Here is a 26,558-nt window from a genome sequence, read left to right as displayed (position 1 = left end):
AGACGTCACTCCTTTTAAATCCTGACATTTTACCGAATTAAGCTGCAGAGAGCTGCTCTCGGCGCTTCGGCAAAACGCCTAAAATCACAAAAATGTTGTTGAAGGCCATAAAAAGACATACCGCCGCCTAAAACATGCGGCAGTGTGGTGAGAGAACGCAGCACAAAATGACCCTGAAAAATAGCTAATGGAAATTCCGCTGCTGACCAGCAGAAGAAAGGCGATATTTCTCAGGAGGGAATGTGCGGCACGATCCGTTCTCTTGATCCCGCAGGCCAAAACGGGACTGCAATATGTCGAAATCAAATGAAAAATGTAGAATATATCCCCAGAATCCCGAATCCGCACAAAAATAAAAAGATGGATAAATTGAACTTGTTCACAACTTTATCCACAGGGTGTTGATAATATGGAGGGTAAAACAACATATTCACATTCAAAAGTAATATCATCATAGCAAAAGAAGCCTTGTATTTCAATGACTCGTGGTTATTTATCCACAAATTCAATCTGTTGTGTACAATTTTTATTCACAACACAAGATATTGTTTATAATTTGTTCAGTTTTCGACAATAACTCTTTTTCGCTCTAAAATGTTATGCACAGGTTATGACCATTTAAATCACAATTCAGTTCTTTTTGTGAATCTGTGTATAATTGCTGTTGCCTTTTGGTCACAGAGGCTTATTTTTCTGTTGAAAATTTCCGGTAACGTTTCCGACAATATTTTTGAACGAACCTGATAACGTCGATCTGAAAATAGGATGGATTCAAGTTACAGAATGAATAAATGTAAAAAGGACAGTTTTGGAGGAGTGAAAACTACAAATAGAATGCTGATAATGGAGGAAAGACGAAAGGAATTTTATGAAATAAGGGAATAAAAGAGTGAAGTGAGTCAGCGGGGTAAAGAGGAGGAGGCTTCCTGAAGGGGAAAAAGAGGAAGAGGGTTTATAAGTACATTGACTTTGACCGCTATTTGTGGTTAAATGTACAAAGGTGTTTTTTGTGGAGATTGCTATGTTAGGTATATTCCATATAAAACGTATTCCTTGTAAGGAGGTGCAGCACAATGAGACCGACTTTCAGACCGAATGTCAGCAAACGTAAAAAAGTTCACGGCTTCCGTAAAAGAATGAGCACGAAGAATGGCCGTAAAGTTTTGGCAGCTCGTCGCCAAAAAGGTAGAAAAGTATTGAGTGCGTAATGCGTGCATAAAGACCACTACGGTGGTCTTTTTTTTCATAATTGAGGTATTCAGGGATGCGATCCCTTCTTCTTTTGTTGTAAAAATGTAGTGAAAGAAGAGGGAGAAGCCCAGCATCCTGTCCTATATTAGATGAAGCTTTTGAAAACGGATATAAAATAAGCGAGATTACCATGTTGGAATGTTGTCCATACTTCTTACTATATAAAAGGTAAAGGTTAGCTTACCGACATGTGTAAAAGAGATGAGCAAGGAGAAGCGCCGTGCAAAAAAAATTGCGTCTACGAAACCGGGCGGACTTTGGGCGCGTATACCGCCATGGCAAATCTTTTGCCAACCATCAGTTTGTGGTGTACTGGTTCCGCCGCAGAGAGGTAGAGCAGTTCCGCGTCGGAATTTCGGCCAGCAAGAAGATCGGCAATGCAGTAGTTCGCAACCGGATGCGCAGAATCGTTAAGGAAATTGTGCGCCATCATGAGCATGAATTGGTGGAGCAGATTGATCTGATTTTTATCGTTCGTAAGGGTGCAGTTACTAAGTCGTATCAAGAGCTGGAGAAAAGCGTGCTGCACGTTCTACGCAAAGCCTCGCTGCTCAAGTCTTCACGCCGATAGTCAGTATCTTTGTCCTACAGGATATGGTATGATTTACGTTGGAATGGATTGGTTAAGAAAGGGGTTATGAAGTGTCGCGTTTGAAGACTCAACGGGGAAAATGGTTCCTCCTGATTGCCTTATTGGCACTTGTTGCTGTGCTGTCCGGATGTGCCCAGACGGCCCACAATTCTTACACGACGGCAGACTTGGCCAATGGATCAGTTTGGCAAAGATATGTCGTTTACTGGTTTTCGTATGCGCTAGATACATTTGCCCAATGGTTCTCTGGAGAGTATGGCCTGGCCGTACTGGTTCTGGTGATTATCGTGCGAACCATTATTTTGCCGCTTACACTCAAGCAAGTACGTAGTTCCAAAGCTATGCAGGCCATTCAGCCGCAATTAAAAGAAATTCAAGCGAAGTACAAGGATACGCCTGAGAAAGTCCAGCAAGAGACGATGAAGTTGTTCCAGGAAAACAAGGTCAACCCGATGGCTGGCTGTCTTCCTTTGGTAGTACAGATGCCCATTTTCATCGCGCTTTATAATGCCATTTATTATAACTCGGCATTGCGGGATCATGACTTCTTGTGGCTCCAGTTAGGTAAACCGGATCACTTGTTTATCTTGCCGATTTTGGCGGCGATTACGACATTTGTCCAAACTTGGATGATGATGAAAATGAATCCGACGCCGCAGCAAGGACCGATGCAATTTTTGCTGTACGTCTATCCGGTGCTGATTCTGTTCATGTCGTACAACTTCCCATCCGCTTTGCCGTTATACTGGTTCTACAGTAATATTTACACGATCATTCAAAACTATTTCCTTTATCGGAATAAGGATAAAGAAGCAGCACTGGCAAATGTGAAAACAGCCAGTCTCGCGAAAACGGGTTCCTCCAATAGTAAGAAAAAAGGCGGCAAAAACACGAAGGGGGCTAAAAAGTCGAGATGACCAAAGTCGTGACATCAGGAAAAACCGTTGAAGATGCTGTAAGACAAGGACTCTCCCAACTGGGAGTAAGCCGTGAACGGGTAACCGTAAGCGTGTTGGAACAGCCGTCAAAAGGATTCCTGGGGTGGCTCGGGGTCAAGAAGGCGAAGGTGGAGCTTACGCTGCTCTCTGAGCCGTCTCCTGAAACCACACACGCGGCTGAATTTCATGTATCGGCTCAAGCACCTTCTAGCGTGGGACAGGCTTTATCAGAAGAAACTGGGCCTGTTGCACAGGAAGCACAGATGAACACAGAAGCACCTTCGGGACATGTAGATCCTTATGAAGAGGCGGTGCGTTTCATCCGTGAAACAGCAGCAGGAATGGGATTGGACGTTAAAGTTGATGTCCGCCACCGCAAGGATGAAAGTACACTGGATATCTCCGGTCCGTCGCTCGGTATGTTGATCGGCCGCAGAGGACAGACATTGGATGCATTGCAGTACCTGACGAATATCGTTGCCAACCGTCATTCTGACAAATTCATCCGAATTGTGCTGGATGCCGAGCAATTTCGTGCACGTCGGCAAAAAACGCTGGAGGATTTGGCAGATCGGTTGGCGAACCAGGCTATTCGTTATGGCAAGGAAGTGGTGCTGGAGCCAATGCCGTCACAGGAGCGGAAGCTGATTCACGCCAAGCTCCAACAGCATGCGCTGGTTAGAACATACAGCAAGGGGGACGAGCCCAATCGGCGCGTCGTCATTGCTAAAAAATAATCCGACGCAATGGCTCTCTGCAAGATGCAGAAGCCATTGCTTTTTTTCTTATATTTCTCGCTGAAACGGCTGCCGTCCTTGATGAAGGACGGCAATGTCGTTTCTACTTGATAGGAGGTAGAAACTTTATGCTGAGCGATACTATAGCTGCCATTGCAACGGCTGTCGGCGAGGGCGGTATTGCGGTTGTACGGGTCAGCGGGCCAGATGCGGTCACGGAAGTGGAGGCTTTGTTTCGTAGTAAAACGCCTCTAAGCAAAGCTCAAACTCACACGGTACATTATGGACATATTATAGATCCCCAAAGCCAGGAAAAGGTGGAGGAAGTTTTAGTTACAGTAATGCGGGCGCCACGCTCTTTTACGACAGAAGATGTCGTAGAAATCAGCACTCATGGCGGGGTCGTAGCCGTCAAACGGGTGATGGATTTACTATTGCTGCAAAATATACGTCTGGCTGAGCCAGGGGAATTTACGAAACGTGCTTTTCTGAATGGTCGTATTGACCTAAGTCAGGCGGAGGGTGTCATTGACTTAATTCGCTCCAAATCAGATAAAGCTTTTTCGGTGGCTTTGAAGCAGGTAGATGGACAGCTGTCCCAGAATATTCGTCGCTTGCGTCATGTTTTGGTGGAGACACTTGCTCATATTGAAGTGAACATTGATTATCCTGAGCATGATGTTGAATCTTTTACATCTGATTTAATCAAGGATAAAAGCAGTCAGGTCATGATGGAAATTGATCGGCTGCTGCATATGGCGGAGCAGGGAAAGATTTTGCGTGAAGGGTTGACCACAGCGATTGTTGGAAGACCAAATGTGGGGAAATCATCACTGCTGAACACATTGGCTCAGGGCGAGCGGGCCATTGTGACCGATATTCCGGGCACAACCCGTGACGTTATTGAGGAATATGTGACGATTAATAATATTCCACTCAAGTTGCTGGATACAGCTGGGATTCGTGAAACGATGGATGTTGTGGAACGGATTGGAGTAGAACGTTCGAGAACGGCGGTTAGTGAAGCAGATCTGCTACTCATCGTCATTAACGCCAACGAACCACTGCATGAGGATGAAATGGCATTAATGGAACAAATCCGCGGTAGACAAGCGATTGTCATTATGAATAAAATGGACTTACCGGCCCAGGTAGACCGGGATTTGTTGCTGCGTTATGTTCCTGAAGAGCTTATCGTACCGATGTCTGTGAAGGAAAATGAGGGAGCGGACCGACTGGAGCAGGCTATATCCAAGTTATTCTTTAGCGGCAAGCTGGAATCAGCGGATATGACATATGTCAGCAACGTACGGCATATTGCTTTGTTGAAGAAGGCGCGCCAATCGCTGGTAGATGCCTATGAAGCTGCTGATCAATTTGTTCCGATCGACATGATCCAGATTGATGTAAGGCTGGCATGGGAGCATTTGGGTGAGATTGTAGGCGATACTGCGCATGATGCGCTAATAGACCAAATATTTTCACAATTTTGTCTAGGCAAATAGAACATTTAAGCATGGCTGATATAAGCCTGCTATCGTTATAGATATACAAGAGCATATTCGGCGTGAAGACCGAAATGTATAAGGAGGTAAGAAAGGTATGGGTTACCAAGGAGGCGACTATGACGTGATTGTCGTAGGCGCGGGCCATGCAGGTGTAGAATCGGCCTTGGCAGCAGCACGGATGGGCTGTCGCACGTTGATGATCACAATTAACCTGGATATGGTCGCGTTCATGCCCTGCAACCCGTCTATTGGCGGTCCTGCAAAAGGACATGTGGTGCGAGAAATTGATGCACTAGGCGGCGAAATGGGTCGGAATATAGACAAGACATTTATCCAAATGAGAATGTTAAATACTGGTAAAGGTCCGGCGGTTCATGCATTGCGTGCACAAGCAGACAAGTTCTCTTATCAGCATGCGATGAAGGAAACGATGGAAAAGGAACCGAATTTGGCCTTACGCCAAGGTATGGTTGAAGAACTGATTATGGAAGATGGTCATTGCGTAGGTGTAATCACGAAGACGGGCACAGAGTATCGAAGTAAAGCAGTTGTCCTGACCACAGGCACTTATCTGCGCGGGAAAATCATTATGGGCGAGCTAATGTATGAGAGTGGTCCGAACAATCAACAGCCTTCGTTGAGATTGTCTGAGCATTTGAGAGAGCTGGGTTTTGATCTGGTTCGATTTAAGACAGGAACGCCACCACGTGTGCATAAGGACACGATTGATTTTAGCAAAACGGAAATACAACCGGGTGATGATCAACCGAAGTTCTTTTCCTATGAAACGAAGTCTTCGGATAATGAACAGCTTCCTTGCTGGCTGACATATACTTCAGTAGAAACACATCAGATTATTAATGATAATTTGCACCGTGCGCCTATGTTCTCTGGTCTGATTGAAGGAACGGGACCACGATATTGCCCATCTATTGAAGATAAAGTGGTACGCTTCAGTGATAAGCCTAAGCACCAAATCTTTTTGGAGCCTGAAGGTAAAAACACATCTGAATACTATGTTCAGGGCTTGTCGACCAGCTTGCCAGAGGATGTACAATTAGCTGTACTGCGTTCGATTCCGGGGATGGAAAAGGTAGAGATGATGCGTAACGGCTATGCTATTGAATATGATGCAATGGTACCTACGCAGTTATGGCCTACTTTGGAAACGAAGAAAGTCCCAGGCTTGTTCACAGCAGGTCAGATTAACGGTACTTCCGGTTACGAAGAAGCTGCGGGTCAAGGAATTATGGCAGGGATTAACGCAGCTCGTAAGGTGCAGGGCAAAGAGCCTGTCGTATTGGACCGTTCGCAAGGCTACATCGGGGTCCTGATTGACGATCTGGTGACGAAGGGGACGAATGAGCCATACCGCTTGCTGACGTCACGTGCAGAATATCGTCTGTTGTTGCGTCATGATAACGCTGATCTGCGATTGACTCCGATTGGGCATGATATTGGCCTAATTACGGATGAACGATACGAGCGCTTTTTGGATAAAAAGCAAAAGGTAGATCAAGAGATTGAACGCTTGCGCTTGGCGAAGGTTCGTCCAGTTGATATCAATGAGATGCTGGAGCAAGGCGGATCTGCACCGATACAGGATGGCAGTAATTTGTTAACGGTGCTACGTCGACCAGAGATCAGTTATGCGCAAGTAGCACAAATCTCACCTTCACCTATAGCTCTTACTGAGGAAGAACAGGAGCAGGTGGAAATCCAAATTAAGTATGCGGGCTACATTGAAAAGCAATTGATGCATGTGGAGCGTCTGCAAAAGATGGAGAAGAAGAAGCTTCCAGAGGATATTGTATACAATGAAGTTCAAGGACTGGCCATTGAAGCCAAGCAGAAACTTGAAAAGATCCGTCCGATGTCGATTGGTCAGGCATCCCGTATTTCGGGTGTAACCCCTGCGGATATTTCCATTTTGCTGGTTTATCTGGAGCATTATAACCGCGTAACAGCAGCAAGGGGATCATAATGGACGCGATACAACAGCAATTTAAGCAGCGGCTGGCAGAGCATAGTATTGTGATTAATGACAGTCAGTTAGAGCAGTTTGAAGCATATTACCGTGTGCTGGTTGAGTGGAATGAAAAAATGAACCTGACGGGTATTACTGAGCGCGATGCAGTGTACACCAAGCATTTTTATGATTCTCTTTCCCTGGCTTTTTATGTTCCGTTAAAAGATGTGGAAAGCCTGGCCGATATTGGGTCAGGTGCAGGTTTTCCAGGTATTCCTTTGAAAATATGCTTTCCGCAGATTCAGTTGACTATTGTAGATTCGTTGAACAAACGTATACAGTTCTTGGCCCATGTAGTAGAGCAGTTGGGTTTGGAAAATGTTGAACTGGTTCACAGCAGGGCAGAGGAATTGGGGCGTAAACCAGGATACCGTGATAGCTATGATCTAGTGACAGCCAGAGCGGTTGCTCGTCTCGCCGTATTGAATGAATTTTGTTTGCCGTTTGTCCGTGAAGGAGGACACTTTGCCGCGATGAAGGGCAATGATCCTACCGAGGAAATCAAGGAAGCTTCTTACAGTTTGAAAGAGCTAAAGGGAAAAATCAAACATGTTCAGGCCTTCCAGTTACCTGTTGAAGATGCAGCCAGACATATGATTATTATTGAGAAAAGAGCGGCGACACCACGGAAATATCCGCGTAAGCCGGGTACTCCTTTGAAGGCGCCGTTAGTGTAAATGTTTGAAAGAAAGTGAATGTTTCACGTGAAACATTCACTTTTTTTATGGCTGATAGACTCTTTACATAAAAGCCTCTTTGCTAACATGCGTTCTTGTTTACATTTGGGGATCAAAGAGGATGCATAATTTATTCTCTGATCCTTCCGAAAAGCTGGTAGAGACGATAGGATTATGGCTGGAAAAGTGATAGAATAGAGATAATCGTTTTAATGTAAGTTGACTGCTCCTATACCCATGAATTCAGATATACATATAGGGGAGTGGGACAACAAATGTCGGGTGAGTACGTGGAGTGTACCCGCTTACGGCGCTGTTTCATATAGAAGGGTCTACGATCCGCGTAAGGAACTGTTTTTCACGAAGCGCTGTTAGTATGGTGCTATTATGAAATTAGGTGGTATTATACGGAATGAAAGAACAATTTTCCAAGCTATTTGGTTTGACGGAGCGATCTACTGGGGACGAAATAAAACAAATTCCAGTTCGGGATATTGTCAGCAGTCCTTATCAGCCCCGTACCATATTTGACGACGAGAAGATTGATGAGCTATGCCAGACCATTAAGACGCATGGTGTAATTCAACCGATTGTCGTTCGTTTCCGTAATGGGCAATATGAGATTATAGCAGGGGAACGTCGTTGGAGAGCTGTCACCAAGCTGGGTATGGAATCTATTCCAGCTATTGTTCGTGAGTTTAATGATTCACAAGCTGCATCCATCGCGTTGATTGAAAATCTTCAACGGGAAGGGTTAACTGCGATTGAAGAGGCTGTAGCTTACCAAAAGCTGATTGATCTACATCAGCTCACCCAGGAAAGCCTCGCTCAACGACTTGGCAAAAGCCAATCCACTATTGCTAACAAGATACGGCTGCTTCATCTACCGGAGAGAGTGAAAGAGGCTCTAATGGAACGGAAGGTATCCGAGCGTCATGCTCGTGCATTATTGTCATTAGAGACTGAAGAACTACAGTACAAGGTTTTAGATGAAGTCATTGCCAAGGAACTCAATGTGAAGCAGACAGAGGCACGAGTTGCCTTTTATAAACAAGTATCTACTAATAAGAAATCGAAGCGGATTTCCTTTACCAAGGATGTCCGGCTTGCGCTGAATACAATTCGTCAATCCATTGATATGGTGTCTGGCTCAGGCTTGGATATCAAGACCAAGGAATCTGATCATGAGGATCACTATGAGATTGTCATTCAAATTCCCAAACGTAAGTAAGGGATGAAGCGTACAGGCGGCAGCAATTGCCGCTTTTTCTGTCTAACGCCGAATAAAACCGCAGCATACTCAATTCTATTCTGAAATTGCCGTTATCCCTAAGATAAGGACTAAGTAACGTCTCCATAGAGCGTTTTGCAGGTATGGAGTGTAGCAGGATTCCGATTAAATTATGAGGTGAATGAAGTGTCAAAAATAATAGCCGTAGCCAATCAAAAGGGCGGAGTAGGCAAAACAACTACTTCCGTTAATTTGGGCGCCGGACTTGCTTCCCTCGGCAAAAGGGTATTGCTCGTGGATATCGACCCGCAAGGTAATACAACCAGCGGTGTGGGTATCAATAAGGCGGATGTGGCAAATTGTATTTATGATGTACTCATTAACGAGGTTGATCCTAGCGAAGCTATTGTCAGTACACAGGTTGAGGGATTAGATATAATTCCGGCAACCATTCAGTTAGCAGGCGCGGAAATTGAACTGGTGCCGACTATTTCCCGTGAGTTGAGATTAAAAAGATCGCTTCAACTCGTTAAGCATAATTATGATTATATACTAATTGATTGCCCACCATCGCTGGGTATTTTGACGCTCAATTCATTGACGGCTTCCGATTCAGTCATTATCCCAATCCAGTGTGAATATTACGCATTGGAAGGATTAAGTCAATTGTTGAATACCGTGCGATTAGTGCAAAAACATCTGAACACCTCATTGCAAATTGAAGGTGTGTTGTTAACCATGTTTGATGCTCGCACGAACTTGGGTATACAGGTGATTGAAGAAGTGAAAAAATATTTTCAAAGCAAGGTTTATCAGACGATTATTCCACGCAATGTGAGACTCAGCGAAGCACCTTCACATGGCCAGTCCATTATTACGTATGATCCCCGTTCCCGTGGGGCAGAGGTATATATTGAGTTGGCAAAGGAAGTGGTATCTTATGAGTAAACGGTTGGGAAAAGGACTTGATGCACTCATTCCCTCCCTTACGGTCAATGAAGAGGATAAGGTTGTTGACATTCCGCTAAGCCAGTTGCGTGCGAACCCGTACCAGCCTCGCAAAACGTTTGATGAAGAGTCCATTAAGGAATTAGCCGAGTCCATTCGTCAGCACGGTGTTATCCAACCTATTATTGCACGTAGTGTATTGCGAGGATATGAAATCATAGCCGGGGAAAGACGATTTCGGGCATCTCAATTTTGTGGGAATCCGACGATACCTGTGGTTGTTCGTAATTTTACGGATCAGCAGGTGATGGAGATTGCTCTGATTGAGAATTTGCAGCGTGAGAATTTGAATGCTATGGAAGTAGCAGTAGCTTATCAGGGATTAATGGATCAGTTTTCTTTAACTCAGGAAGAGTTGTCCATGAAAGTGGGGAAATCACGCTCTCATATTGCCAATTTCCTTCGCTTGCTCGCATTACCTGAAGAAGTTAAAGATCATGTTTCACGTGGAACATTGTCTATGGGACATGCTAGAGCTATTGTTGGCCTCAAAGATCCAGACATGGTGAAACAGTTAGCACAACAATGTATTGAACAGCAGTGGAGTGTTCGCGAGCTGGAGGAAGCCGTACAGCAGTTGGATCATAAGCCTGGTGAGGCGAAAGCCAAAGCAAAGGTACGAAAAAAGGACCCCTATATTGACCATATGGAAGAGTCCTTGCGTGAACGCTTTAAAACAACTGTGAAGATCAAGCACAATAAAGATAAAGGCAAAATTGAATTGAATTATTACAGTCAGCAGGATTTGGAAAGATTACTGGAGCTATTACAGTAGTTTGTTGAAATATGGACATGTCTCCTTGAGCAAAATGGAAAGTGAGATATGTCTTTGCTTTGTCTGGAATTGCAGGAATTAGAATGGTTTTGATGGATAAACTAATAGCCTTGTGTTATTTGTTTCGCTGTTCTCAAACGTATAAAATATAAGTATGCAGTAATATGATTTTTGGGGTAGAGGAGTAGAAGCAAGCATATGGCTGAATTGAATGGACTAATCATGGAACAGCTTGCCGGAATCGTTGCAGGGATCGTGCTTATTTTGCTCATCCTGTTGATTGTTATTATTGTGCAGGGTGCAAAGCTAAAGAAGATGCGGCGAAAGTATGAAACCATGATGGCAGGCAGTGGTGTCGAGAATTTGGAAACACTGTTGATTGATTTGAAGGTACAGATGGATACGATTGAGGATGAGCAGGAAACCCATCGTGCAAGTATGAAATCACTACGTAGTAAACTGACAGGCTTGAAGGGACATATAGGCATCAAACGCTATAATGCCTTTGGTGAGAGAGGAAGCGATTTAAGCTTCTCTCTGGCTATTGTAGACGACAATCAGGATGGTATGGTATTAACCGGCATTTATAACCGAGATGGCTCATATGTGTATGCCAAGCCTCTAGAAGCGGGACAATCCACCTATTCCTTATCACCTGAAGAAAAAGAAGCCGTCACTCTTGCGCAGCAAGCAGGACAGAACGGTAGTGCCACTCCTTAATCGCGGAGTATAGGCTGCCAGCAATGATATCTGATAATTTCATTACTAAATTTAGTCTTGTATTTTGCAGCACGAAGTATTCCATGAAGCCGCCGACGTTAACGATACCAGTCAAATGGATATCGCCGACCGGCGGTAATTCTTTATTTACACCTGCTCCAGGCTTGAGAGGACCATCTGAAACCTGAATGCATCCAACGCTGGAGGTTTGTCCAAGACATGCATCTATACCAATGATATAAGGCTGTTCATATCGGGCTTGTATGCCGTTCAGTGTCGTTTGCAGGTTCATGGCATGTACAGGCTCTTCTAATGTACCGTATAGGTTAAACAGAGGGCTTTTGTAGCGTGATAAATGCGTACCTACGAGCGGACCCAGACAATCTCCAGTAGAACGGTCAGTGCCGATGCAAATAATGACGATATTTTGCAGACTCGGTGCCTGATGGAGATGGAACAGTAGACGATGGATGATGGCTGATTGGATCCCGGGATCTGTGTGTGGTATTTTTAAACTTAGGGGTTCTTGCCCCGGAATGAAGTCAGATGGATGAGTCATGGAATCTTCCTTTCGCTCTGTAGTGGAGTGTGAAGGTTGCGCTCGCAGTACCTTGAGATAACAATTAGCCTGCGGGTAACATTTATGCTCAAGATAGTAGCTAGTATATGGATAAACTTATGCTTTTATACTCACAGGAAGTAGAATATTCATAGCCATATGTTTGAAGTCGGTAGATAAGCTTATATAGTGAGGATTTTGCAAAATAGAATTCGGGAAGCAGGAAGAGTAGTTCCCTTGTTTAAGGAGGAGTACAGCATGACTTTTATACATTGGTTAGCCGGTAATGTAGGTACGGATGACGTAGTGAAAGATGCGATTCACTGGAAGGATGCTGTATGGAAATGGCTTACCGATAGTACGATGTGGTCGACCCTTTTGTTTGTGATTTTGAAAATCGCGATTATTTTTATCATCACACGTATCTTTATTCGAGTTATTAATAAAATTATAGATAAGTCGATGCAACAAAAAGGAGACAACGGCAGGTTTCGATTGAACACAAGGCGGTTAACCACTGTTGGGGAATTGCTGAAAAACGTAACCAATATTGTATTTAATTTCATTTTAATTATGCTGGTACTATCGCAAATGGGCATTAATCTCGGCCCTCTGATTGCTGGAGCTGGAGTGCTTGGATTGGCTGTTGGTTTTGGGGCACAGAGTTTGGTTAAGGATGTAATTACCGGATTTTTCATTATTTTTGAGGATCAATTTGCCGTAGGAGACGTCATTCAGACAGGTACTTTCAAGGGTACAGTGGAAATGATCGGGCTGCGTACAACCAGACTGGTGAGTTGGAAAGGTGAGGTGTATATTTTACCGAATGGCTCAATTACAACGGTAACAAACTTCTCCATGTCCAACGCGTTGGCGGTAGTGGATGTGCCAATGAAGGCCGAGCGTAGCCTGGAGGAAGCAGTTGGCTTGGTAAAACAGGCAATCCAAGGCATTGAAGAATCCAATGTACAGATACTTAATATACCGGATGTGTTAGGGGTTCAGTCCATGACCACCTCAGAGTATATTGTGCGTGTTGTGGCAGAATGTATGCCGAATACAGGGGCAGTGGTAGAGCGTGATATTCAGAATAACATCAAGAAGGCTCTGGAGGATGAGGAACATCGTCAGGCAGCATTGGAGACGGCGGTAACCCTAGAAAAAGAAGACGAACAAGGAAGAAAAGGGGGAGAGAAGGGTGGAGCGTAAGTCATTTGAACTAGGGGACATTGTACAGATGAAGAAGCCCCATCCGTGTGGAACGAATGAAATGGAAATTATCCGCATGGGGATGGATATTCGAATCAAATGTGTCGGTTGCCAGCATAGTGTGCTGATTCCGCGTGCCAAGTTCGAAAAAAACATGAAGAAAGTGCTGCGATCAAAGGCTAACGCCGACGAGCAAAACACAGAAGCAAATTGAGCCAAGAAAGATGAATGGCGATGAACCAGAATCAGCTTGCGTCACAGTTGCAATGATGATATAATTATCCTTGCTGCGGAAAGGTACCCAAGAGGTCTAAGGGGGCTGACTCGAAATCAGTTAGGCGTCGCAAGGCGTGCGTGGGTTCGACTCCCACTCTTTCCGCCACTAACTTCATTAAATAAACCAATCTCTTACGTCTGTGACGTAGGGGATTTTTTGTTTGTGGAATAAAAGGTCAACAGATTGTGATAAAGTGAAAAGCACTAAGATAAACCATGAGGGTAAAGGAAGAAACGATTACAAATCTATTGGGATGAATAAGGCGTTATAACAAAAAAATGCTCCTGACAGCGGAGAAATTATTGCCGTTAGGAGCACTCTTTTGTTATAGCTGGTTAGGCGGGTAATGATAACGTTTTGTTTTTTTTGAGCCAGAGATCATCAGAAGGATCGCCGCAATCAAATGGAGAGCCCAGCCCACAAAGGGTATCCAGGCCAGCAAAGAAGTGAGTACTCCCCATACAGAGCCGTAGATCGCCTCCTGATTGCGTAACGATAGGATAAGTGTTACTGCATGCAGGATAAGCATAAATCCCAGAGCCGAGTAGCCGGTCCCCATGACAATAGCTCCCCCCACAATTGGTACGGCAAGCACCAATTCGAATATACCTGATATCCACTTTAATATTCGAGAATAGCTCATCTTTAAACCTCCGTAGATAGTAGGTCTTTGTACTTGGATATATTCTAGCAGAAGGAGCTCAATTAATCTGCATTTTACCAGGATATGCAAAAAGTCCGATAATGCAACAAAGGAGGACCACAAAGGTCCTCCATCGTAGGCGATACATTTTTAACAGGATACGATCTGTCCAATCACATCATGAAACTCGGTGTACTGACCAGCAATACCGTGTCGAAAAGACAGTGTCCTTTTACACAAACCTAACGCTTCTAATGCCCGGAATGGATCTCCTAACAGTTTGTCCGGCTACGTCGTCCAACGGAACCACACCTCTCTGTTGTATCGCCTAATCATAATATGGCCAGAACTCCTAAGAAATATACATTAGTGGACACGAGCTTTCGTTTTTTTCTTCCATTTGCGATTATGGTTGGTGGTCTCCGGAAAAGAGTCGCCTCTTTCCAGCGTTACTTGTTGCGGGTTTTGAATTTCAGTATGGAAGCTTTTTTCTCCGACCTCCATATATACGCCGTCGTTTGGGACGTTATCCCCTGGTTCGAACTCAGTCTTTTCACCCATATGGTGGCACCTCCTTAGATAAATGAATTTGGACTGCAACGGTTATTGTGCGCTGTCTTGAACAGAAACATGCGAAACCGGGTATACAGATAGTGAGTGAATCAAATGATTTCCTTTATATATGCGAAATTTTTGATGTTATATAAAATTGTATAAAGCTAATGATATGCAGTATATTTAGCTGTTTTAGGCTTATGTTTCGAATTTGTAGGTTGCATTCAGTTGTTGGATTTGGTAAACTGTTTTAGTGCGAGTTTAGGCTCGTTCCTTGCTCTCAACTGAGATTGAGGGCCTTATGTCCACAAGGAGGTGTAAAGAATGCGCAAATATGAAGCGATGTATATTATTCGTCCTGACATTGAACAAGAAGCTGTTCAAGCGACAGTCGATAAATTCCAAGGTATCATCTCTAACGGCGGTGGCGAAATTACGAGTCACGATGTAACTAAACGCCGTCTTGCGTATGAGATCAAGAAATTCCGTGATGGTTCTTTCGTTCTGGTAAACTTCACAGCAGAACCTGCTGTTGTTACTGAGCTTGAGCGTATCATGAAAATTTCTGACGAAGTAATTCGTTATCTCATTACGAACGACGTAGCTTAATTATTGTACGTGATTATGTAATGAACAACGCTCAAAGGAGGGGATTGGATTGTTGAACCGTGTCATTCTGATCGGTCGTTTGACCAAAGATCCAGAGCTGCGCTATACACCGTCTGGTGTAGCAGTAACCCAGTTCACCCTGGCTGTAGACCGTCCGTTTACGAGTCAAGGCGGCGAACGGGAAGCGGATTTCTTGCCGATCGTAACCTGGCGTCAGCTTGCTGAAACATGCGCTAACTATCTTCGCAAAGGTCGTTTAACGGCTGTTGAAGGCCGTGTTCAGGTGCGTAATTATGAGAACAATGAAGGAAAACGTGTATACGTGACTGAAATTGTAGCTGATAATGTGCGTTTCTTGGAATCTAACCGCGATGGCGGTAACGGTGGCGGCAATAGCGGTGGAGCTGCGCGTGAGGAGTCTCCTTTCGGAGGCGGTAACAGCAATAGTGGACGCGGGAATAATAACTCGCGAAACAATCAGGATCCTTTTTCCGATGACGGAAAACCGATCGATATTTCGGATGATGATTTACCATTTTAACTGGGAAAGGACTGACAAAGAATGGGCTTCAGACAAAGAGAAGGCGGAGACGATAACAAAAGACCAGCTCGTCGTGGTGGTCGCAACAAACGTCGTAAAGTATGTTTCTTCACTGTGAACAAAATTACTCACATTGACTATAAAGATACAGACCTGCTTAAAAAATTCATCAGCGAACGTGGAAAAATTCTTCCTCGTCGTGTGACTGGAACAAGTGCGAAATATCAACGTATGTTGACAATCGCTGTTAAACGTTCCCGTCAAATCGCATTGCTTCCTTACACTACTGAATAGTAGTGGGTGGAAAAAAAGACGTTCCCGATCCCGGGAGCGTCTTTTTTCGTGATTTTTTATATTGACAACAAGTCCCATCTATTGTAACTTACTAATAATACAATCCATGTTTACCCATAAACGATAGTATACCTTTTAATGGCTTGTGAAATTGCAAGCTCCCCAACTCGCCAGAGTAAATATTTCGGCATTCTGAAATGTTATTTTATATTACATAGAGTCCTGTTTTTTGTCATTTTCCACAAGTAAAATTCATAAACTTTACATAAATAGATGTTTTGCATTTGTATATTACATAAAAAAAGATATTGACGTGATATTATTTTACACTTAAGATAAACCTTAATAAAAATGTAATGGTTGTTAGTACACAAAATTGACCAGAGGTCTAAAACACGCGTTTACGTTATTAGGACAGTAAGGAGGATGTGCAACTTCATTTTCAAACCTCAAGCTTTAACGAATCACCGCAGGAATGAGACAGGCTGTTAAATAAAGAACCGACTAAGGGGGATTAACAGGATGATGCAGACGAAGAAATGGGTTTCTTTGCTTATGGTGCTTACGATCGTTGGTGTTCTGTTTGCAGGATGTAGCGGAGGTGCTAATGAGGCACAGCCACAGCAAGGCAATGCGGATAATAAAACAGAGGGAAATGAAGGTAGTGCACCCGTTACAGAGGGCGTTATTAAAGCGACTGATCTGTCGCAAAATCCTCCGGGAGCGACGAATCGGAAAGATAACATTGTAGTAGGTATGACATCACCTAAAGGGGTATTCAACCCGCTATTCTGGCAAACAACTTATGATTTATATGTGGTCAGAACAGTATTTGATTCCTTCTTACAGGTGAAGGCAGATGGTACATATGAAAATAGTTTGGCTGAAAAGGTTGATGTATCGCCGGATGGTCTAAAATATACATTCCATCTGAAACCAGGTGTGAAGTATAGTGATGGCACGCCAGTAACCGTGAAGGATTATGCTTTTGTCCTCAAGGTACTGCATGATCCGAATTATGATGGAGAAACGGATGTTTTATCTTTTAAGATTAAAGGCGGTAAAGAATATCACGATGGCAAGGCGAATGATATCTCGGGTATCAAGGTCATTGATGATAACACGGTAGAGGTAACGGTTACAGAAGCAACAGCGTATACAAAGGATTTTCTGGGTGAGCAATACTTTATGCCAGAAGCTTATTATGGAAAAGGATTCAAAAAGGGTAACCTGGACAGCATCAAGGCGCTTAATAATAAACCAATCGGTTCCGGGCAGTATGTGCTGAAAAGCTTCTCTCCGGGTCAGCAAGTCGTTCTTGAAGCGAATCCAAACTACTTCAAGGGCGCACCAAAGGTGAAATCAGTTATTTTTAAAACAACAACAGAAGAAACGAACCTGTCTATGCTGCAAACGGGCGAAACGGACATGGACAACATCACAGTTACGGAAGACAATGTAGAGGAATTAAAGGCTCTAGGCTTCTTGGACGTGAATATTATGCCGACAAATGGCTATGGATATATAGCGTTTAATCACAAGGAAAAGAAATTTCAGGACCCTAAAGTACGTCAAGCTCTAACGATTGGTTTGAACCGCAAAGAGATTGTGCAGGGCGTGTATGGTCCATATGCGAATGTTATTAACATTCCACAATCTACAGAATCTTGGTCTTATACGGATGAAGGTATCAACAAATATGAATTTGATACAGCAAAGGCGAAGGCTTTGCTGGATGAGGCAGGCTGGAAGGTTGGTGCTGACGGAATTCGCGAAAAGGGCGGAGAAAAGCTGACCATTAACTTCTCTGCGACTGCTGATAATCCAGTTGTAGAGGCCTTGCTACCGATCATGTCCAATAACTATAAGGAGCTAGGCATCAAGCTGACTTCCGAAACTTTAGATTTTAACGCCATTATGGATAAGAAGGATACGGGCAAGTTCGATATGTTCTTCGCGGCTTGGGGCTTAACTCCAGACCCGGATACAACAACTTTTATTACGAATGGTGCACAAAATGATATCGGCTATTCCAATAAGAAGGTCGATGAACTAACGCTTGCTGGTAAGCATGAGCTGGATCAAGAGAAACGGAAACAGATTTACAAACAGCTCTATCAAGAATTGAACAAAGATCTGCCAACTATTTTTATGTACCAACGCAGAGATATGTGGCCAGTTAATGGACGTGTATCTGGCTTAGAAATTACGCCATACAAAGATTTTGAGTTCACTCTGCATAACGCTCAGATCGCTCAATAAGGGTTGCCAAACGTATGCTCAGCTCTCACGAGCTGGGCATATCACTTTATTCGTCTGGAGGAATGAATATGAAGCAGTACATTATTCGAAGACTGCTGCAACTCATCCCCACACTTATTGGCATATCTATTATCGTATTTGCGATTTCAGCCATGGTGCCGGGTGATTATATTACAGCCAAGCAGAACCCAAATATGACCGCCGAAAAGGCGCAGCAGCTACGACATATCTACGGGCTGGATAAACCGGAATACCAACGCTATTTTATATGGGCCGGTAATATGTTAAAGGGGAATATGGGGGATTCATTACAGCATAAGCAGCCGGTAACGAAGGTCATTGGCAATTATGTATGGAACTCATTTATTATCGCTTTTTTTAGTCTTATTTTCAGCTGGTTGATTGCGGTTATTGCAGGGGTATTTTCAGCCAAGTTCCAATATTCGTTATTCGATAAGTTTGTCACATTATTTATTTTCTTATGTATGTCGCTGCCTTCATTTTTTATTGGTCTATTGGTCATCAAAATATTTGCCCTGGAGTGGGGAATTCTCCCGGTTGGGGGCATGACCACAGCAGGGATGGAGCCAGGCTCATGGGCTTATATGGTGGATGTTCTCAAGCATATGTTCCTGCCGACACTCGTACTTACGATGCTGAGCACAGGAAGCCTGACCCGGTATTTCCGTACAGGCATGTTGGAGGTCATTCGTCAGGATTATATTCGTACCGCACGCGCCAAAGGCTTGAAGGAACGGACAGTTATTTTCAAGCACGCACTGCGCAATGCACTGATTCCAGCCATCACACTACTCGGCTTCGAGCTTCCGGCCTTATTTGGCGGGGCGATGATTCTGGAGAAGGTATTTGTGTGGCCAGGTGTGGGTCAGGTTTATCTGGAGTCGATTAGTATGCGGGATTATCCGTTTATGTTGGGCTTCACGATTTTCTTAGCGTTACTTACGCTTATCGGTAATTTGCTCTCTGATGTATTGTATGGCATGGCAGATCCAAGAATTCGCTTGAAGTAGGAGGGATACTATTGTCCGCAGAAACAGTCACGATTGAAACGAATCAAAAGGCGGCGATCCGTCCTGAAGCGTCTCCATGGAGAATCGCCGTTCGCCGTTTTAACCAAAACCGTCTGGCTTTGGCTGGTCTCGTTATATTAATTCTGATGGTTGTCATTTGTAGTTTTGGACCGATGATTTCACCTTATCATTTAGATGATTACAGGCTAGCTGACAAAAACTTATCGCCTAATGCTAAGTACTGGCTCGGTACGGATAAGTTTGGTAGAGATATTTTGCTGCGAACAATGCTGGCTGGCCGTATTTCCTTGACGGTAGGGCTGGTCGCCACGTTTATTTCGGTCATGATCGGCGCAACGCTGGGTGCGCTGGCAGGGTTTTATCGTAAAGGCGTGGATACGGTTATTATGCGGATTGCCGATATTTTCATGGCACTCCCTACATTACCGCTGCTTATTATTTTAGGTGCTGTTCTGTCGGATTTGAAGGTCGATCCGTCGAATCGCATTTATTTTCTGATGCTCATTATCGGGGTCCTGAGCTGGACTAGCTTGTCCCGTCTGGTCAGAGGGCAGATTCTTACGCTGCGTGAACAGGAGTTCATGCAGGCGACGGAAGCGCTAGGCTTGAGAGACCGTCGCAAAATATTCCGGCATTTGCTGCCGAACACGATTCCTACCATTATTGTTACGGCTACGCTTGGAGTAGCGGGTGCGATTATTACAGAATCTGCGCTCAGCTACTTGGGAATCGGTGTTGTGCCGCCCACACCTTCGTGGGGGAATATGATATCGGCTGCGAATAACCTAATTGACTTCCGCAAACGGCCTTGGATATGGGTTCCACCGGGAATGTGTATTCTCATTACAGTTGTAGCGATTAACCTGATTGGCGACGGTTTGCGTGACGCACTGGACCCTAAAATGAAGAAGTAGGAGACGAACGTTTATGAAAAATGCTTTGATTGAATTTCGTAACCTGAAAACCCACTTTCATACCTCTAGCGGAACTGTCAAAGCGGTCAATGACGTCAGTTTTAAAATTCGTGAGGGTGAAACGCTCTGTGTGGTAGGGGAATCTGGCTGCGGTAAGAGTGTAACAGCGATGACGATGATGCGGCTGATTGATTCTCCCCACACCTCAGACGGTGAAATCTGGTTTGAGGGCAAAAACCTCTTAACGCTTAATAAAGGTCAAATGCAGCAGATTCGCGGCAATGACATTTCGATTATTTTTCAGGAGCCCATGTCTTCTCTGAATCCCGTGCTTACGATTGGGGAACAGATCACGGAGCCATTGCTGATGCATACATTAATGAGTAAAAGAGAAGCACATGCTCGGGCAATTGAGCTGATTAATTTGGTGGGGATTTCACGATCGGAAGAAATATTTCATTCCTATCCTCATGAATTGAGTGGCGGTATGCGCCAGCGGATCATGATTGCCATCGCATTAAGCTGTAATCCGAAGCTATTGATTGCGGATGAACCAACAACGGCACTGGATGTTACGATTCAGGCGCAGATTCTGGATTTAATGCGGGATTTGAAGGATAAGCTTAAAACCTCCATTATGCTCATCACGCACGACTTAGGCGTTGTGGCAGAAATGGCTGACTATGTGGTCGTTATGTATGCTGGAAACGTCATTGAAGAGGCGCCTGTCATTGAGCTGTTTAAAAATCCGCAGCATCCATATACTCAAGGCTTACTAAAGGCGAAGCCCGTCATTAATCAGAAAATGGATCGACTGTATTCCATCCCAGGACAGGTTCCAAACCCGATTGAGTTGGGGGAAAATTGTCATTTTCATGATCGGTGCTCCCATTGTATGCAAATTTGCAAGGATCAGGCTCCTCCCTTGAATGAAAAGGAGAATGGTCATAAGGTTGCCTGCTGGCTATATGAGAAAGAAGGAGGGCAACGGATATGAGCGAGCCTTTGATTCAAGTGGAAGGGCTGAAAAAGTATTTCCCGATCACAGGCGGGATTTTTCAGCGTACTGTCGGACATGTGAAAGCAGTCGATGATGTATCCTTTAACATTCATAAGGGTGAATCCTTCGGTCTGGTAGGAGAATCGGGTTGCGGCAAAAGTACGATTGGACGAACAATTCTCAGATTGATGGATAAGACAGAGGGATCGGTACGATATAAAGGTGAAGACTTGCATGCGTTAAACAAAGAGCAGATTCGTGCGCTTCGTCCGAAGTTGCAAATCGTCTTTCAGGACCCTTTTAGCTCACTGAATCCGAGAATTAAGGTCGGTGAAGCCATTGGAGAGGCGTTGCTGGACCACGGGTTGATTGATCGTAGAGAGCTGCGGAAGAAGGTCAATGAAACGCTGAACATTTGCGGGCTGTCCTCGTATCACTATGATCGGTATCCGCATGAGTTCTCTGGCGGTCAGCGTCAGCGGATCGGGATTGCACGGGCTTTGATTTTGAATCCTGATTTTATTGTGGCTGACGAGCCGGTATCTGCTCTGGATGTGTCTATTCAGGCCCAGATCATTAATTTGTTAAGTGATTTGCAGCAGGAACGCCAATTGACCTATCTGTTCATCTCGCATGATCTAAGTGTAGTCGAGCATCTTTGTAGCCGGATTGGTGTGATGTATCTGGGTTCAATGGTAGAGCTTTCCTCCAAGGAGGAACTGTTCAGTAATCCACTTCATCCGTACACGAAGGCGCTGCTATCGGCAGTACCGATTCCCGATCCCACGATCAAGAGACAACGGATTGTGTTGAAAGGAGACATCCCATCTCCGGCCAATCCGCCTTCAGGATGCAAGTTTCATACACGTTGTCCTATGGCAGAAGCGCGTTGTAAAACAGAGACTCCAGTATATCGAGATGCGGGCGATCACCATTTCGTAGCCTGTCACTTTGCCTAAAACATATAATTAGGAAGCAAAATATCCGTCATCCTGAAAGCAGGATTGACGGATATTTTGGCGTGGAATAAAAAAGGTAAAAAAATTGTATCTTTTTTTCGAAAAATTGCAGACAAAATGGATTTTTCATCGTCTAATAGAGTATGGAGGTTATTACGATGATGAAAAAACACTGGATACGTTGGGCTATTGTCGTCCCGTTACTTATTATATTGATTTTTATTACACTTGGACCCCGCCTGTTGATCGGAAAGCCGAATGTGGATGCAGAGGCAGCGGTGCTGATGGACATGCATACTGGGGAATTGCTGATGGATGTGAACGGTGATACACCTATGCCTTCCGCAAATATGTCCAAGCTCATGACCGAGCTATTGGTGCTGGAGGATATTCGGGCCGGACGGTTAGGTTGGAATGATGAAGTGCGAATTAGCCGTTACGCGAGTACGGTGGGTGGTGTAAATCTATCTCTTCGGTATGGTGAAAGGATGACCGTATCCGAGTTGTTCCAGAGTATGGTTGTGTATTCAGCGAATGATGCCGCTGTCGCGTTAGCCGAGCGTTCAGCAGGGAATGAATCAGCTTTTGTGAAGCGTATGAATGGAAAAGCTGCCCAAATAGGGTTGTCATCCGATAGTCGCTTCAGCAATGCCTCGGGGGCAGGTCAGAGTGAATTGGGGCCCAATCACCCTGAGGATATTCGGGGCGAAACGAAAATGACAGCAAGCGACACGGCGAAGTTGGCCTCCTATTTAATTACGTCACACCCGGAGATTTTGAGAACGTCCAGCCGTACGCAGATGGAGTTGAAGGATAAAGGCATCTACATTAGTAATACGAACTGGATGCTGCCTTCCTTGGCTGGACCGTACTCTTACGCAGGAACAGACGGACTGAAAGCAGGGTACACAAGCGATGCTGGATACTGCTTCACGGGTACCGCTGAGCAGCATGGAAGACGGCTAGTTGCTGTGGTGCTGGGTGCTCCGAGCAAGGAAGAGCGTTTTGAGCAGACCCGGAGGTTGTTCGATTATGGTTTTGCCCTGTCGACTTCTTTTCCGGTGCGACTACAAAATTTGGCGAAACTGGCTCCACATTAAGGGAAAAATGACTTTGAAAGCTACATAGGATACGAATAAAAACATGAATTGGGGCTTTGACCGTGAGGTCGAGGCCCTTTTTGGTATGAATTCGAGGAGCTGACCACGCCATGACACTTTTGACAACAAGGTAGCAGACCTTTTATGCTTTGAGGGGAAGTTTTCGCTTCATGAGGGATCAATTCGGTTTAATGAAGAGATGGGATTTGTGACGGAAAGAAGGAAGGTACCGGTTATGGAGAGAAGACATAGGAGAAGGACCCGTGGAAAGACCAAAAAGAAAAAGAGGTTTACCGCTCTATATATTTCATGTATTGTTTTATTTTTGATTGCATTGGGAGGCTACCTGTTCCGCAAACAGCTGACACTGGTGGCTTTTGACTGGTTTGTATCACCGACGTTGGAAAGCAAGCTGGAGAAATCCTATCAGCCCCGACAATCCGGGGAACAGCAGCAGCAAGAGACAGTAGCTTACCGTAAGGAACCTTTTTCGGTACTGTTATTGGGTACGGATCAAAGACCCAATGAAAAGGCGCGTGGTCGCTCGGATACGGTTATGTATGCGGTAGTACGGCCCGCGGAATCGCGTGTGCTTCTGGTTTCTATTCCAAGGGATACGTACGTAAAGATTGCCGGACATGATCCGAATCGCGATGGCGAGGATGATTTTGATAAGTTGGGGCATGCTTATGCGTTCGGAGGCGAAGATATGTCCATGGCTACAGTAGAGAAGTTGATGGAGCATAAGGCCGATTATTATGCTACGATTAATTTCCAGGGTATTCAGGATGCGGTGAATGCAGTGGGTGGAGTTGTGCTTCCAATCGACAAGCCCATTGAGAATAAGAATCCGCTGCATATCAAGTTCCGTATTGAGGCGGGCAAGCCGCTTTATAATGGTGAGGAAGCCATGTATTATGTTAGATATCGGGAAGATAGCGACTTCAACCGTACCAAACGGCAGCAAATTTTCCTGAACGCTATGGCGGATAAGCTGCTGAATATCAACGGAATTACCAAGATTCCAGAGTTGCTCGATATTATGGGAGCCAATTTCAAAACCGACATGGAACCTACTTTTATTACTGGGCTTGGCAAGCAGGCTATTTCACAGGGGAATCCGCAAATTTCAAGTTTTACGATTACGGGGGAAGGGTTCAAGAAGAAGGGCCTGTATTATGACCGGGCTAATGAACAGGAACTTGAATATGCCAGACTCATAATTGCCAACTGGCTAGATTCCGATACAACCCCGCAGACGCTGAGGCTTCCCGACAAGCAGGACATTCAGTGAATAATCAATTGATTTATATTTGATTTTGAGGGGGATTCGTTTCTCATGAATATCGCTTTTTTCTTGCTTCCCAAACAGGAAGTTGCTTGTGTAACGGCGGATGCTACTTTACGGCAAACGTTGGAACGGATGGAATATCACCGTTTTACAGCGGTTCCTATTTTAGATAAGGAAGGTAGATATACAGGTACGGTTACAGAAGGTGATCTGTTGTGGCATATGAAAGAGTCCGAGGGAAAAATCACCTTTGAAAACGCTTCTAAGTTTATGCTTAAGGACGTTCCGTTGCGGGTTACGATGAAGCCCGTATCCATTGATGCTAACATGGAGGATTTAATCAATTTGGCTAAGGTACAGAACTTTGTGCCCGTTGTAGATGATATGGAACGGTTTATTGGCATTGTACGTCGGAGCCAGATTATTGAGTATTGTGAAAAATTTGTATCCAGGGAATCGCTTAATACTTCAAGCTAAAATAAGCAACAAAGCTGCTCCGAAAATAACAATTTACCCTATGGGGTAACAGTTATTTTCAGAATAGGATATGCTATAATGGAGAATAAAGCTTTTTCAGAGGGGTGTGACTCTTCATCATATGCCTAAAGAAATGGATGTAGTTAAACGAGCCAAGGTTATTGAATGGCTTAAAACAGAGGTGCTGGACCAAGTCTCCCGTTTGTTTAAGGCAATGTGGGAAGGCAGTACAGCCCGCATTGGTGATTGCTTGGCGAGCTTAGTGATGAGCAGTTATATTTTGGGGAGGCGCCTTGGAGTGTCTTACCGTGAATTGGATGATCTACTCATCGACAAGCTAAGAAAGCACAGAAAAGAAGGACACCAGCTGGAGGATTGGTATCAGGACATTTCCGCACTGGAAGAACATATGCGTAAGAGGTGAAAACGTTGAAATTCCGCTTGGCAACTGTAGCATGGAGCGTCATTTATTTGCTTCTGCTGCTGACTCTATTGACACCATTAAGAATCATTACCGTATTTTTGCTGATTGTGCCTGGCGCTGTATTGTTTTCATCGCTGCCTTTCAAAGGATTTCTGGTTCACGTCATACCGGTGCTGTTCATTATAGCGCTACTCGATGTGTATTCGCTGCTCCCTGCGATTTATTTTCTGATTCCTTCAATCATGATGGGACGGATATATAAAAAGGGAGGACCTGCTTTTCAGGCGTTGATGACCGGAATGGGCATTATTTTAGCTGAGTTGTTGGTTGTTCTGTTTATCGCTACGTATTCCTTTGGGTTTGATCTTTCGCAGTATCTTCGTGATCAGGCTGCGATATCGGCAAGTATTGTACAGCAGGTTTTGAGTGTTAATCCGATGTTTTCAAACATGAATTGGACGGCAGAGGATACGCAGAAACTCGGCACAATGCTGATTGGAAAAATTCCGTATGTGCTGATCATGACCTCGTTCATATTGGCAGTGATTACGCATGCTTTGGCACGTCCGGCATTGAGCAGTCTCGATGTACCAGTACGCAAAATGAAGCCTGCCCGTGAGTGGAGGCTACCGCGCGCGCTGATCTGGTATTATCTGCTGGCAATTGTAATTGAATGGATAGCAGGGTCTTCCGATAGCAGCTGGATTCAAATGGTCTCCATTAGTATGCTGCCGCTGATTCATGCATGTTTTATTATCCAGACGATTGGTTTTGTATACTTCTGGACGCATAGCCGTAAAATGAGCCCGGTGATTGCGTTGCTGCTGTCGCTCGTCGTTCTGGTGTTCCAGCCGCTCCGCATTATAGGTATTATTGATTTGGCCTTTCCGCTGCGTGAAGCTATTACAAGATCAAAGAAATAGGGT

The 26,558-nt window shown here is 44.5% G+C and carries 29 protein-coding genes and 1 tRNA gene; 27 read left to right on the top strand and 3 right to left on the bottom strand.

From position 1 onward, the window contains the following. Positions 1–1,073 precede the first annotated feature (1,073 nt). The 11 genes from rpmH (at position 1,074) to NSQ57_RS25400 (ending at position 11,466) form a co-directional block, all read left to right on the top strand. Positions 1,074–1,208 carry a 50S ribosomal protein L34 gene (rpmH, locus tag NSQ57_RS25450; RefSeq protein WP_007433250.1) on the top strand — a complete coding sequence of 45 codons (135 nt, stop codon included), beginning with the start codon at positions 1,074–1,076 and terminating at the stop codon, positions 1,206–1,208. Between the two features lie 263 nt (positions 1,209–1,471). Continuing rightward, positions 1,472–1,822 carry a ribonuclease P protein component gene (gene rnpA / locus NSQ57_RS25445; RefSeq protein ID WP_029518974.1) on the top strand — a complete coding sequence of 117 codons (351 nt, stop codon included), beginning with the start codon at positions 1,472–1,474 and terminating at the stop codon, positions 1,820–1,822. Positions 1,823–1,893: 71 nt separating this feature from the next. Next, positions 1,894–2,760, top strand: coding sequence for a YidC/Oxa1 family membrane protein insertase (locus NSQ57_RS25440; RefSeq protein ID WP_029518972.1), 867 nt, complete (start codon positions 1,894–1,896; stop codon positions 2,758–2,760). Beyond that, a complete protein-coding gene (gene jag, locus NSQ57_RS25435; protein ID WP_069012579.1) occupies positions 2,757–3,518 on the top strand; it encodes an RNA-binding cell elongation regulator Jag/EloR in 762 nt (253 codons plus the stop codon). Before NSQ57_RS25440 ends, jag begins: the two co-directional genes overlap by 4 nt. Positions 3,519–3,646: 128 nt before the next feature. Continuing rightward, positions 3,647–5,023 carry a tRNA uridine-5-carboxymethylaminomethyl(34) synthesis GTPase MnmE gene (mnmE, locus tag NSQ57_RS25430; RefSeq protein ID WP_165145428.1) on the top strand — a complete coding sequence of 459 codons (1,377 nt, stop codon included), beginning with the start codon at positions 3,647–3,649 and terminating at the stop codon, positions 5,021–5,023. 97 nt (positions 5,024–5,120) lie between these two features. After that, positions 5,121–7,010, top strand: coding sequence for a tRNA uridine-5-carboxymethylaminomethyl(34) synthesis enzyme MnmG (mnmG, locus tag NSQ57_RS25425; protein WP_341071441.1), 1,890 nt, complete (start codon positions 5,121–5,123; stop codon positions 7,008–7,010). After that, positions 7,010–7,732 (top strand): 16S rRNA (guanine(527)-N(7))-methyltransferase RsmG, encoded by a 723-nt coding sequence (gene rsmG, locus NSQ57_RS25420; RefSeq protein ID WP_029518967.1) that lies wholly within the window; start codon positions 7,010–7,012, stop codon positions 7,730–7,732. Before mnmG ends, rsmG begins: the two co-directional genes overlap by 1 nt. A 412-nt stretch (positions 7,733–8,144) precedes the next feature. Beyond that, positions 8,145–8,963 carry a nucleoid occlusion protein gene (noc, locus tag NSQ57_RS25415; protein WP_029518966.1) on the top strand — a complete coding sequence of 273 codons (819 nt, stop codon included), beginning with the start codon at positions 8,145–8,147 and terminating at the stop codon, positions 8,961–8,963. 186 nt (positions 8,964–9,149) lie between these two features. Next, entirely contained in the window at positions 9,150–9,911 is a 762-nt protein-coding gene (locus tag NSQ57_RS25410; RefSeq protein ID WP_023991152.1) for an AAA family ATPase, read from the top strand. Beyond that, positions 9,904–10,746, top strand: coding sequence for a ParB/RepB/Spo0J family partition protein (locus tag NSQ57_RS25405; protein ID WP_029518964.1), 843 nt, complete (start codon positions 9,904–9,906; stop codon positions 10,744–10,746). Before NSQ57_RS25410 ends, NSQ57_RS25405 begins: the two co-directional genes overlap by 8 nt. A gap of 198 nt (positions 10,747–10,944) precedes the next feature. Then, positions 10,945–11,466, top strand: a complete 522-nt coding sequence (locus NSQ57_RS25400; RefSeq protein ID WP_165145430.1) for a DUF4446 family protein — start codon at positions 10,945–10,947, stop codon at positions 11,464–11,466. On the opposite strand, the gene yyaC is transcribed toward NSQ57_RS25400, so the two are convergent. Next, a complete protein-coding gene (gene yyaC / locus NSQ57_RS25395) occupies positions 11,420–12,025 on the bottom strand; it encodes a spore protease YyaC (RefSeq protein ID WP_165145432.1) in 606 nt (201 codons plus the stop codon). The genes NSQ57_RS25400 and yyaC overlap by 47 nt on opposite strands. Before the next feature lie 258 nt (positions 12,026–12,283). On the opposite strand from yyaC, the gene NSQ57_RS25390 reads away from it, so the two are divergent. The 3 genes from NSQ57_RS25390 to NSQ57_RS25380 all read left to right on the top strand — a co-directional run bounded on the left by NSQ57_RS25390 (position 12,284) and on the right by NSQ57_RS25380 (position 13,616). After that, the gene (locus NSQ57_RS25390; RefSeq protein ID WP_340933823.1) at positions 12,284–13,234 is read left to right on the top strand and encodes a mechanosensitive ion channel family protein; all 951 of its coding nucleotides are present in this window, start codon (positions 12,284–12,286) and stop codon (positions 13,232–13,234) included. Continuing rightward, positions 13,224–13,448 carry a DUF951 domain-containing protein gene (locus NSQ57_RS25385; protein ID WP_025723137.1) on the top strand — a complete coding sequence of 75 codons (225 nt, stop codon included), beginning with the start codon at positions 13,224–13,226 and terminating at the stop codon, positions 13,446–13,448. Before NSQ57_RS25390 ends, NSQ57_RS25385 begins: the two co-directional genes overlap by 11 nt. Before the next feature lie 77 nt (positions 13,449–13,525). Next, positions 13,526–13,616: transfer RNA gene (locus tag NSQ57_RS25380), tRNA-Ser, on the top strand. A 220-nt stretch (positions 13,617–13,836) separates the two neighbouring features. On the opposite strand, the gene NSQ57_RS25375 is transcribed toward NSQ57_RS25380, so the two are convergent. Next, entirely contained in the window at positions 13,837–14,154 is a 318-nt protein-coding gene (locus tag NSQ57_RS25375; protein ID WP_029518959.1) for a hypothetical protein, read from the bottom strand. A 366-nt stretch (positions 14,155–14,520) separates the two neighbouring features. After that, positions 14,521–14,715, bottom strand: coding sequence for a YjzC family protein (locus NSQ57_RS25370; protein ID WP_029518958.1), 195 nt, complete (start codon positions 14,713–14,715; stop codon positions 14,521–14,523). A 318-nt stretch (positions 14,716–15,033) separates the two neighbouring features. On the opposite strand from NSQ57_RS25370, the gene rpsF reads away from it, so the two are divergent. The 13 genes from rpsF (at position 15,034) to NSQ57_RS25305 (ending at position 26,555) form a co-directional block, all read left to right on the top strand. Beyond that, entirely contained in the window at positions 15,034–15,318 is a 285-nt protein-coding gene (rpsF, locus tag NSQ57_RS25365; RefSeq protein WP_013312802.1) for a 30S ribosomal protein S6, read from the top strand. A 49-nt stretch (positions 15,319–15,367) separates the two neighbouring features. Continuing rightward, the gene (gene ssb / locus NSQ57_RS25360; protein ID WP_013312801.1) at positions 15,368–15,859 is read left to right on the top strand and encodes a single-stranded DNA-binding protein; all 492 of its coding nucleotides are present in this window, start codon (positions 15,368–15,370) and stop codon (positions 15,857–15,859) included. Positions 15,860–15,880: 21 nt separating this feature from the next. Next, the gene (rpsR, locus tag NSQ57_RS25355) at positions 15,881–16,153 is read left to right on the top strand and encodes a 30S ribosomal protein S18 (RefSeq protein ID WP_013312800.1); all 273 of its coding nucleotides are present in this window, start codon (positions 15,881–15,883) and stop codon (positions 16,151–16,153) included. A 522-nt stretch (positions 16,154–16,675) separates the two neighbouring features. Further along, on the top strand, positions 16,676–18,415 hold the full coding sequence (locus tag NSQ57_RS25350; protein WP_318627813.1) for an ABC transporter substrate-binding protein: 1,740 nt from the start codon (positions 16,676–16,678) through the stop codon (positions 18,413–18,415). Between the two features lie 68 nt (positions 18,416–18,483). Continuing rightward, on the top strand, positions 18,484–19,446 hold the full coding sequence (locus tag NSQ57_RS25345; protein WP_023991143.1) for an ABC transporter permease: 963 nt from the start codon (positions 18,484–18,486) through the stop codon (positions 19,444–19,446). Between the two features lie 11 nt (positions 19,447–19,457). Next, a complete protein-coding gene (gene opp4C, locus NSQ57_RS25340; RefSeq protein WP_029518954.1) occupies positions 19,458–20,381 on the top strand; it encodes an oligopeptide ABC transporter permease in 924 nt (307 codons plus the stop codon). Positions 20,382–20,394: 13 nt separating this feature from the next. Further along, positions 20,395–21,378 carry an ABC transporter ATP-binding protein gene (locus NSQ57_RS25335; RefSeq protein ID WP_069012451.1) on the top strand — a complete coding sequence of 328 codons (984 nt, stop codon included), beginning with the start codon at positions 20,395–20,397 and terminating at the stop codon, positions 21,376–21,378. Beyond that, positions 21,375–22,340, top strand: coding sequence for a dipeptide ABC transporter ATP-binding protein (locus NSQ57_RS25330; protein ID WP_029518952.1), 966 nt, complete (start codon positions 21,375–21,377; stop codon positions 22,338–22,340). The genes NSQ57_RS25335 and NSQ57_RS25330 overlap by 4 nt, the downstream gene beginning before the upstream one ends. 158 nt (positions 22,341–22,498) lie before the next feature. Beyond that, positions 22,499–23,440 (top strand): D-alanyl-D-alanine carboxypeptidase family protein, encoded by a 942-nt coding sequence (locus NSQ57_RS25325; RefSeq protein WP_340933807.1) that lies wholly within the window; start codon positions 22,499–22,501, stop codon positions 23,438–23,440. A 235-nt stretch (positions 23,441–23,675) separates the two neighbouring features. Beyond that, complete coding sequence (locus tag NSQ57_RS25320; protein WP_342425482.1) at positions 23,676–24,734, top strand: LCP family protein; 1,059 nt, start codon at positions 23,676–23,678, stop codon at positions 24,732–24,734. Positions 24,735–24,779: 45 nt separating this feature from the next. Then, positions 24,780–25,208: a CBS domain-containing protein gene (locus NSQ57_RS25315; RefSeq protein ID WP_013312792.1), complete on the top strand. Its 429-nt coding sequence runs from the start codon at positions 24,780–24,782 to the stop codon at positions 25,206–25,208. A 121-nt stretch (positions 25,209–25,329) separates the two neighbouring features. Further along, positions 25,330–25,632 carry a MazG-like family protein gene (locus NSQ57_RS25310; RefSeq protein WP_013312791.1) on the top strand — a complete coding sequence of 101 codons (303 nt, stop codon included), beginning with the start codon at positions 25,330–25,332 and terminating at the stop codon, positions 25,630–25,632. Between the two features lie 5 nt (positions 25,633–25,637). Continuing rightward, positions 25,638–26,555, top strand: coding sequence for a DUF2232 domain-containing protein (locus NSQ57_RS25305; protein ID WP_165145440.1), 918 nt, complete (start codon positions 25,638–25,640; stop codon positions 26,553–26,555). Positions 26,556–26,558 lie beyond the last annotated feature (3 nt).

The organism is Paenibacillus sp. FSL L8-0502 (genome assembly GCF_038593055.1).
Classification (GTDB): domain Bacteria; phylum Bacillota; class Bacilli; order Paenibacillales; family Paenibacillaceae; genus Paenibacillus; species Paenibacillus polymyxa_D.
Note: the sequence above shows the minus strand (reverse complement) of the source record. Positions and strands in the feature narration are given on the sequence as shown.

Coding starts and splice junctions, on each gene's coding strand:
- NSQ57_RS25345 (WP_023991143.1), top strand. CDS start 18,484: ATGAAGCAGTACATTATTCGAAGACTGCTGCAACTCATCCCCACACTT.
- rpsF (WP_013312802.1), top strand. CDS start 15,034: ATGCGCAAATATGAAGCGATGTATATTATTCGTCCTGACATTGAACAA.
- yyaC (WP_165145432.1), bottom strand. CDS start 12,025: ATGACTCATCCATCTGACTTCATTCCGGGGCAAGAACCCCTAAGTTTA.
- NSQ57_RS25330 (WP_029518952.1), top strand. CDS start 21,375: ATGAGCGAGCCTTTGATTCAAGTGGAAGGGCTGAAAAAGTATTTCCCG.
- mnmE (WP_165145428.1), top strand. CDS start 3,647: ATGCTGAGCGATACTATAGCTGCCATTGCAACGGCTGTCGGCGAGGGC.
- rsmG (WP_029518967.1), top strand. CDS start 7,010: ATGGACGCGATACAACAGCAATTTAAGCAGCGGCTGGCAGAGCATAGT.
- NSQ57_RS25320 (WP_342425482.1), top strand. CDS start 23,676: ATGGAGAGAAGACATAGGAGAAGGACCCGTGGAAAGACCAAAAAGAAA.
- rpsR (WP_013312800.1), top strand. CDS start 15,881: ATGGGCTTCAGACAAAGAGAAGGCGGAGACGATAACAAAAGACCAGCT.
- rpmH (WP_007433250.1), top strand. CDS start 1,074: ATGAGACCGACTTTCAGACCGAATGTCAGCAAACGTAAAAAAGTTCAC.
- NSQ57_RS25400 (WP_165145430.1), top strand. CDS start 10,945: ATGGCTGAATTGAATGGACTAATCATGGAACAGCTTGCCGGAATCGTT.
- NSQ57_RS25350 (WP_318627813.1), top strand. CDS start 16,676: ATGATGCAGACGAAGAAATGGGTTTCTTTGCTTATGGTGCTTACGATC.
- NSQ57_RS25390 (WP_340933823.1), top strand. CDS start 12,284: ATGACTTTTATACATTGGTTAGCCGGTAATGTAGGTACGGATGACGTA.
- jag (WP_069012579.1), top strand. CDS start 2,757: ATGACCAAAGTCGTGACATCAGGAAAAACCGTTGAAGATGCTGTAAGA.
- NSQ57_RS25310 (WP_013312791.1), top strand. CDS start 25,330: ATGCCTAAAGAAATGGATGTAGTTAAACGAGCCAAGGTTATTGAATGG.
- NSQ57_RS25315 (WP_013312792.1), top strand. CDS start 24,780: ATGAATATCGCTTTTTTCTTGCTTCCCAAACAGGAAGTTGCTTGTGTA.
- NSQ57_RS25370 (WP_029518958.1), bottom strand. CDS start 14,715: ATGGGTGAAAAGACTGAGTTCGAACCAGGGGATAACGTCCCAAACGAC.
- NSQ57_RS25335 (WP_069012451.1), top strand. CDS start 20,395: ATGAAAAATGCTTTGATTGAATTTCGTAACCTGAAAACCCACTTTCAT.
- NSQ57_RS25325 (WP_340933807.1), top strand. CDS start 22,499: ATGATGAAAAAACACTGGATACGTTGGGCTATTGTCGTCCCGTTACTT.
- NSQ57_RS25405 (WP_029518964.1), top strand. CDS start 9,904: ATGAGTAAACGGTTGGGAAAAGGACTTGATGCACTCATTCCCTCCCTT.
- NSQ57_RS25375 (WP_029518959.1), bottom strand. CDS start 14,154: ATGAGCTATTCTCGAATATTAAAGTGGATATCAGGTATATTCGAATTG.
- noc (WP_029518966.1), top strand. CDS start 8,145: ATGAAAGAACAATTTTCCAAGCTATTTGGTTTGACGGAGCGATCTACT.
- mnmG (WP_341071441.1), top strand. CDS start 5,121: ATGGGTTACCAAGGAGGCGACTATGACGTGATTGTCGTAGGCGCGGGC.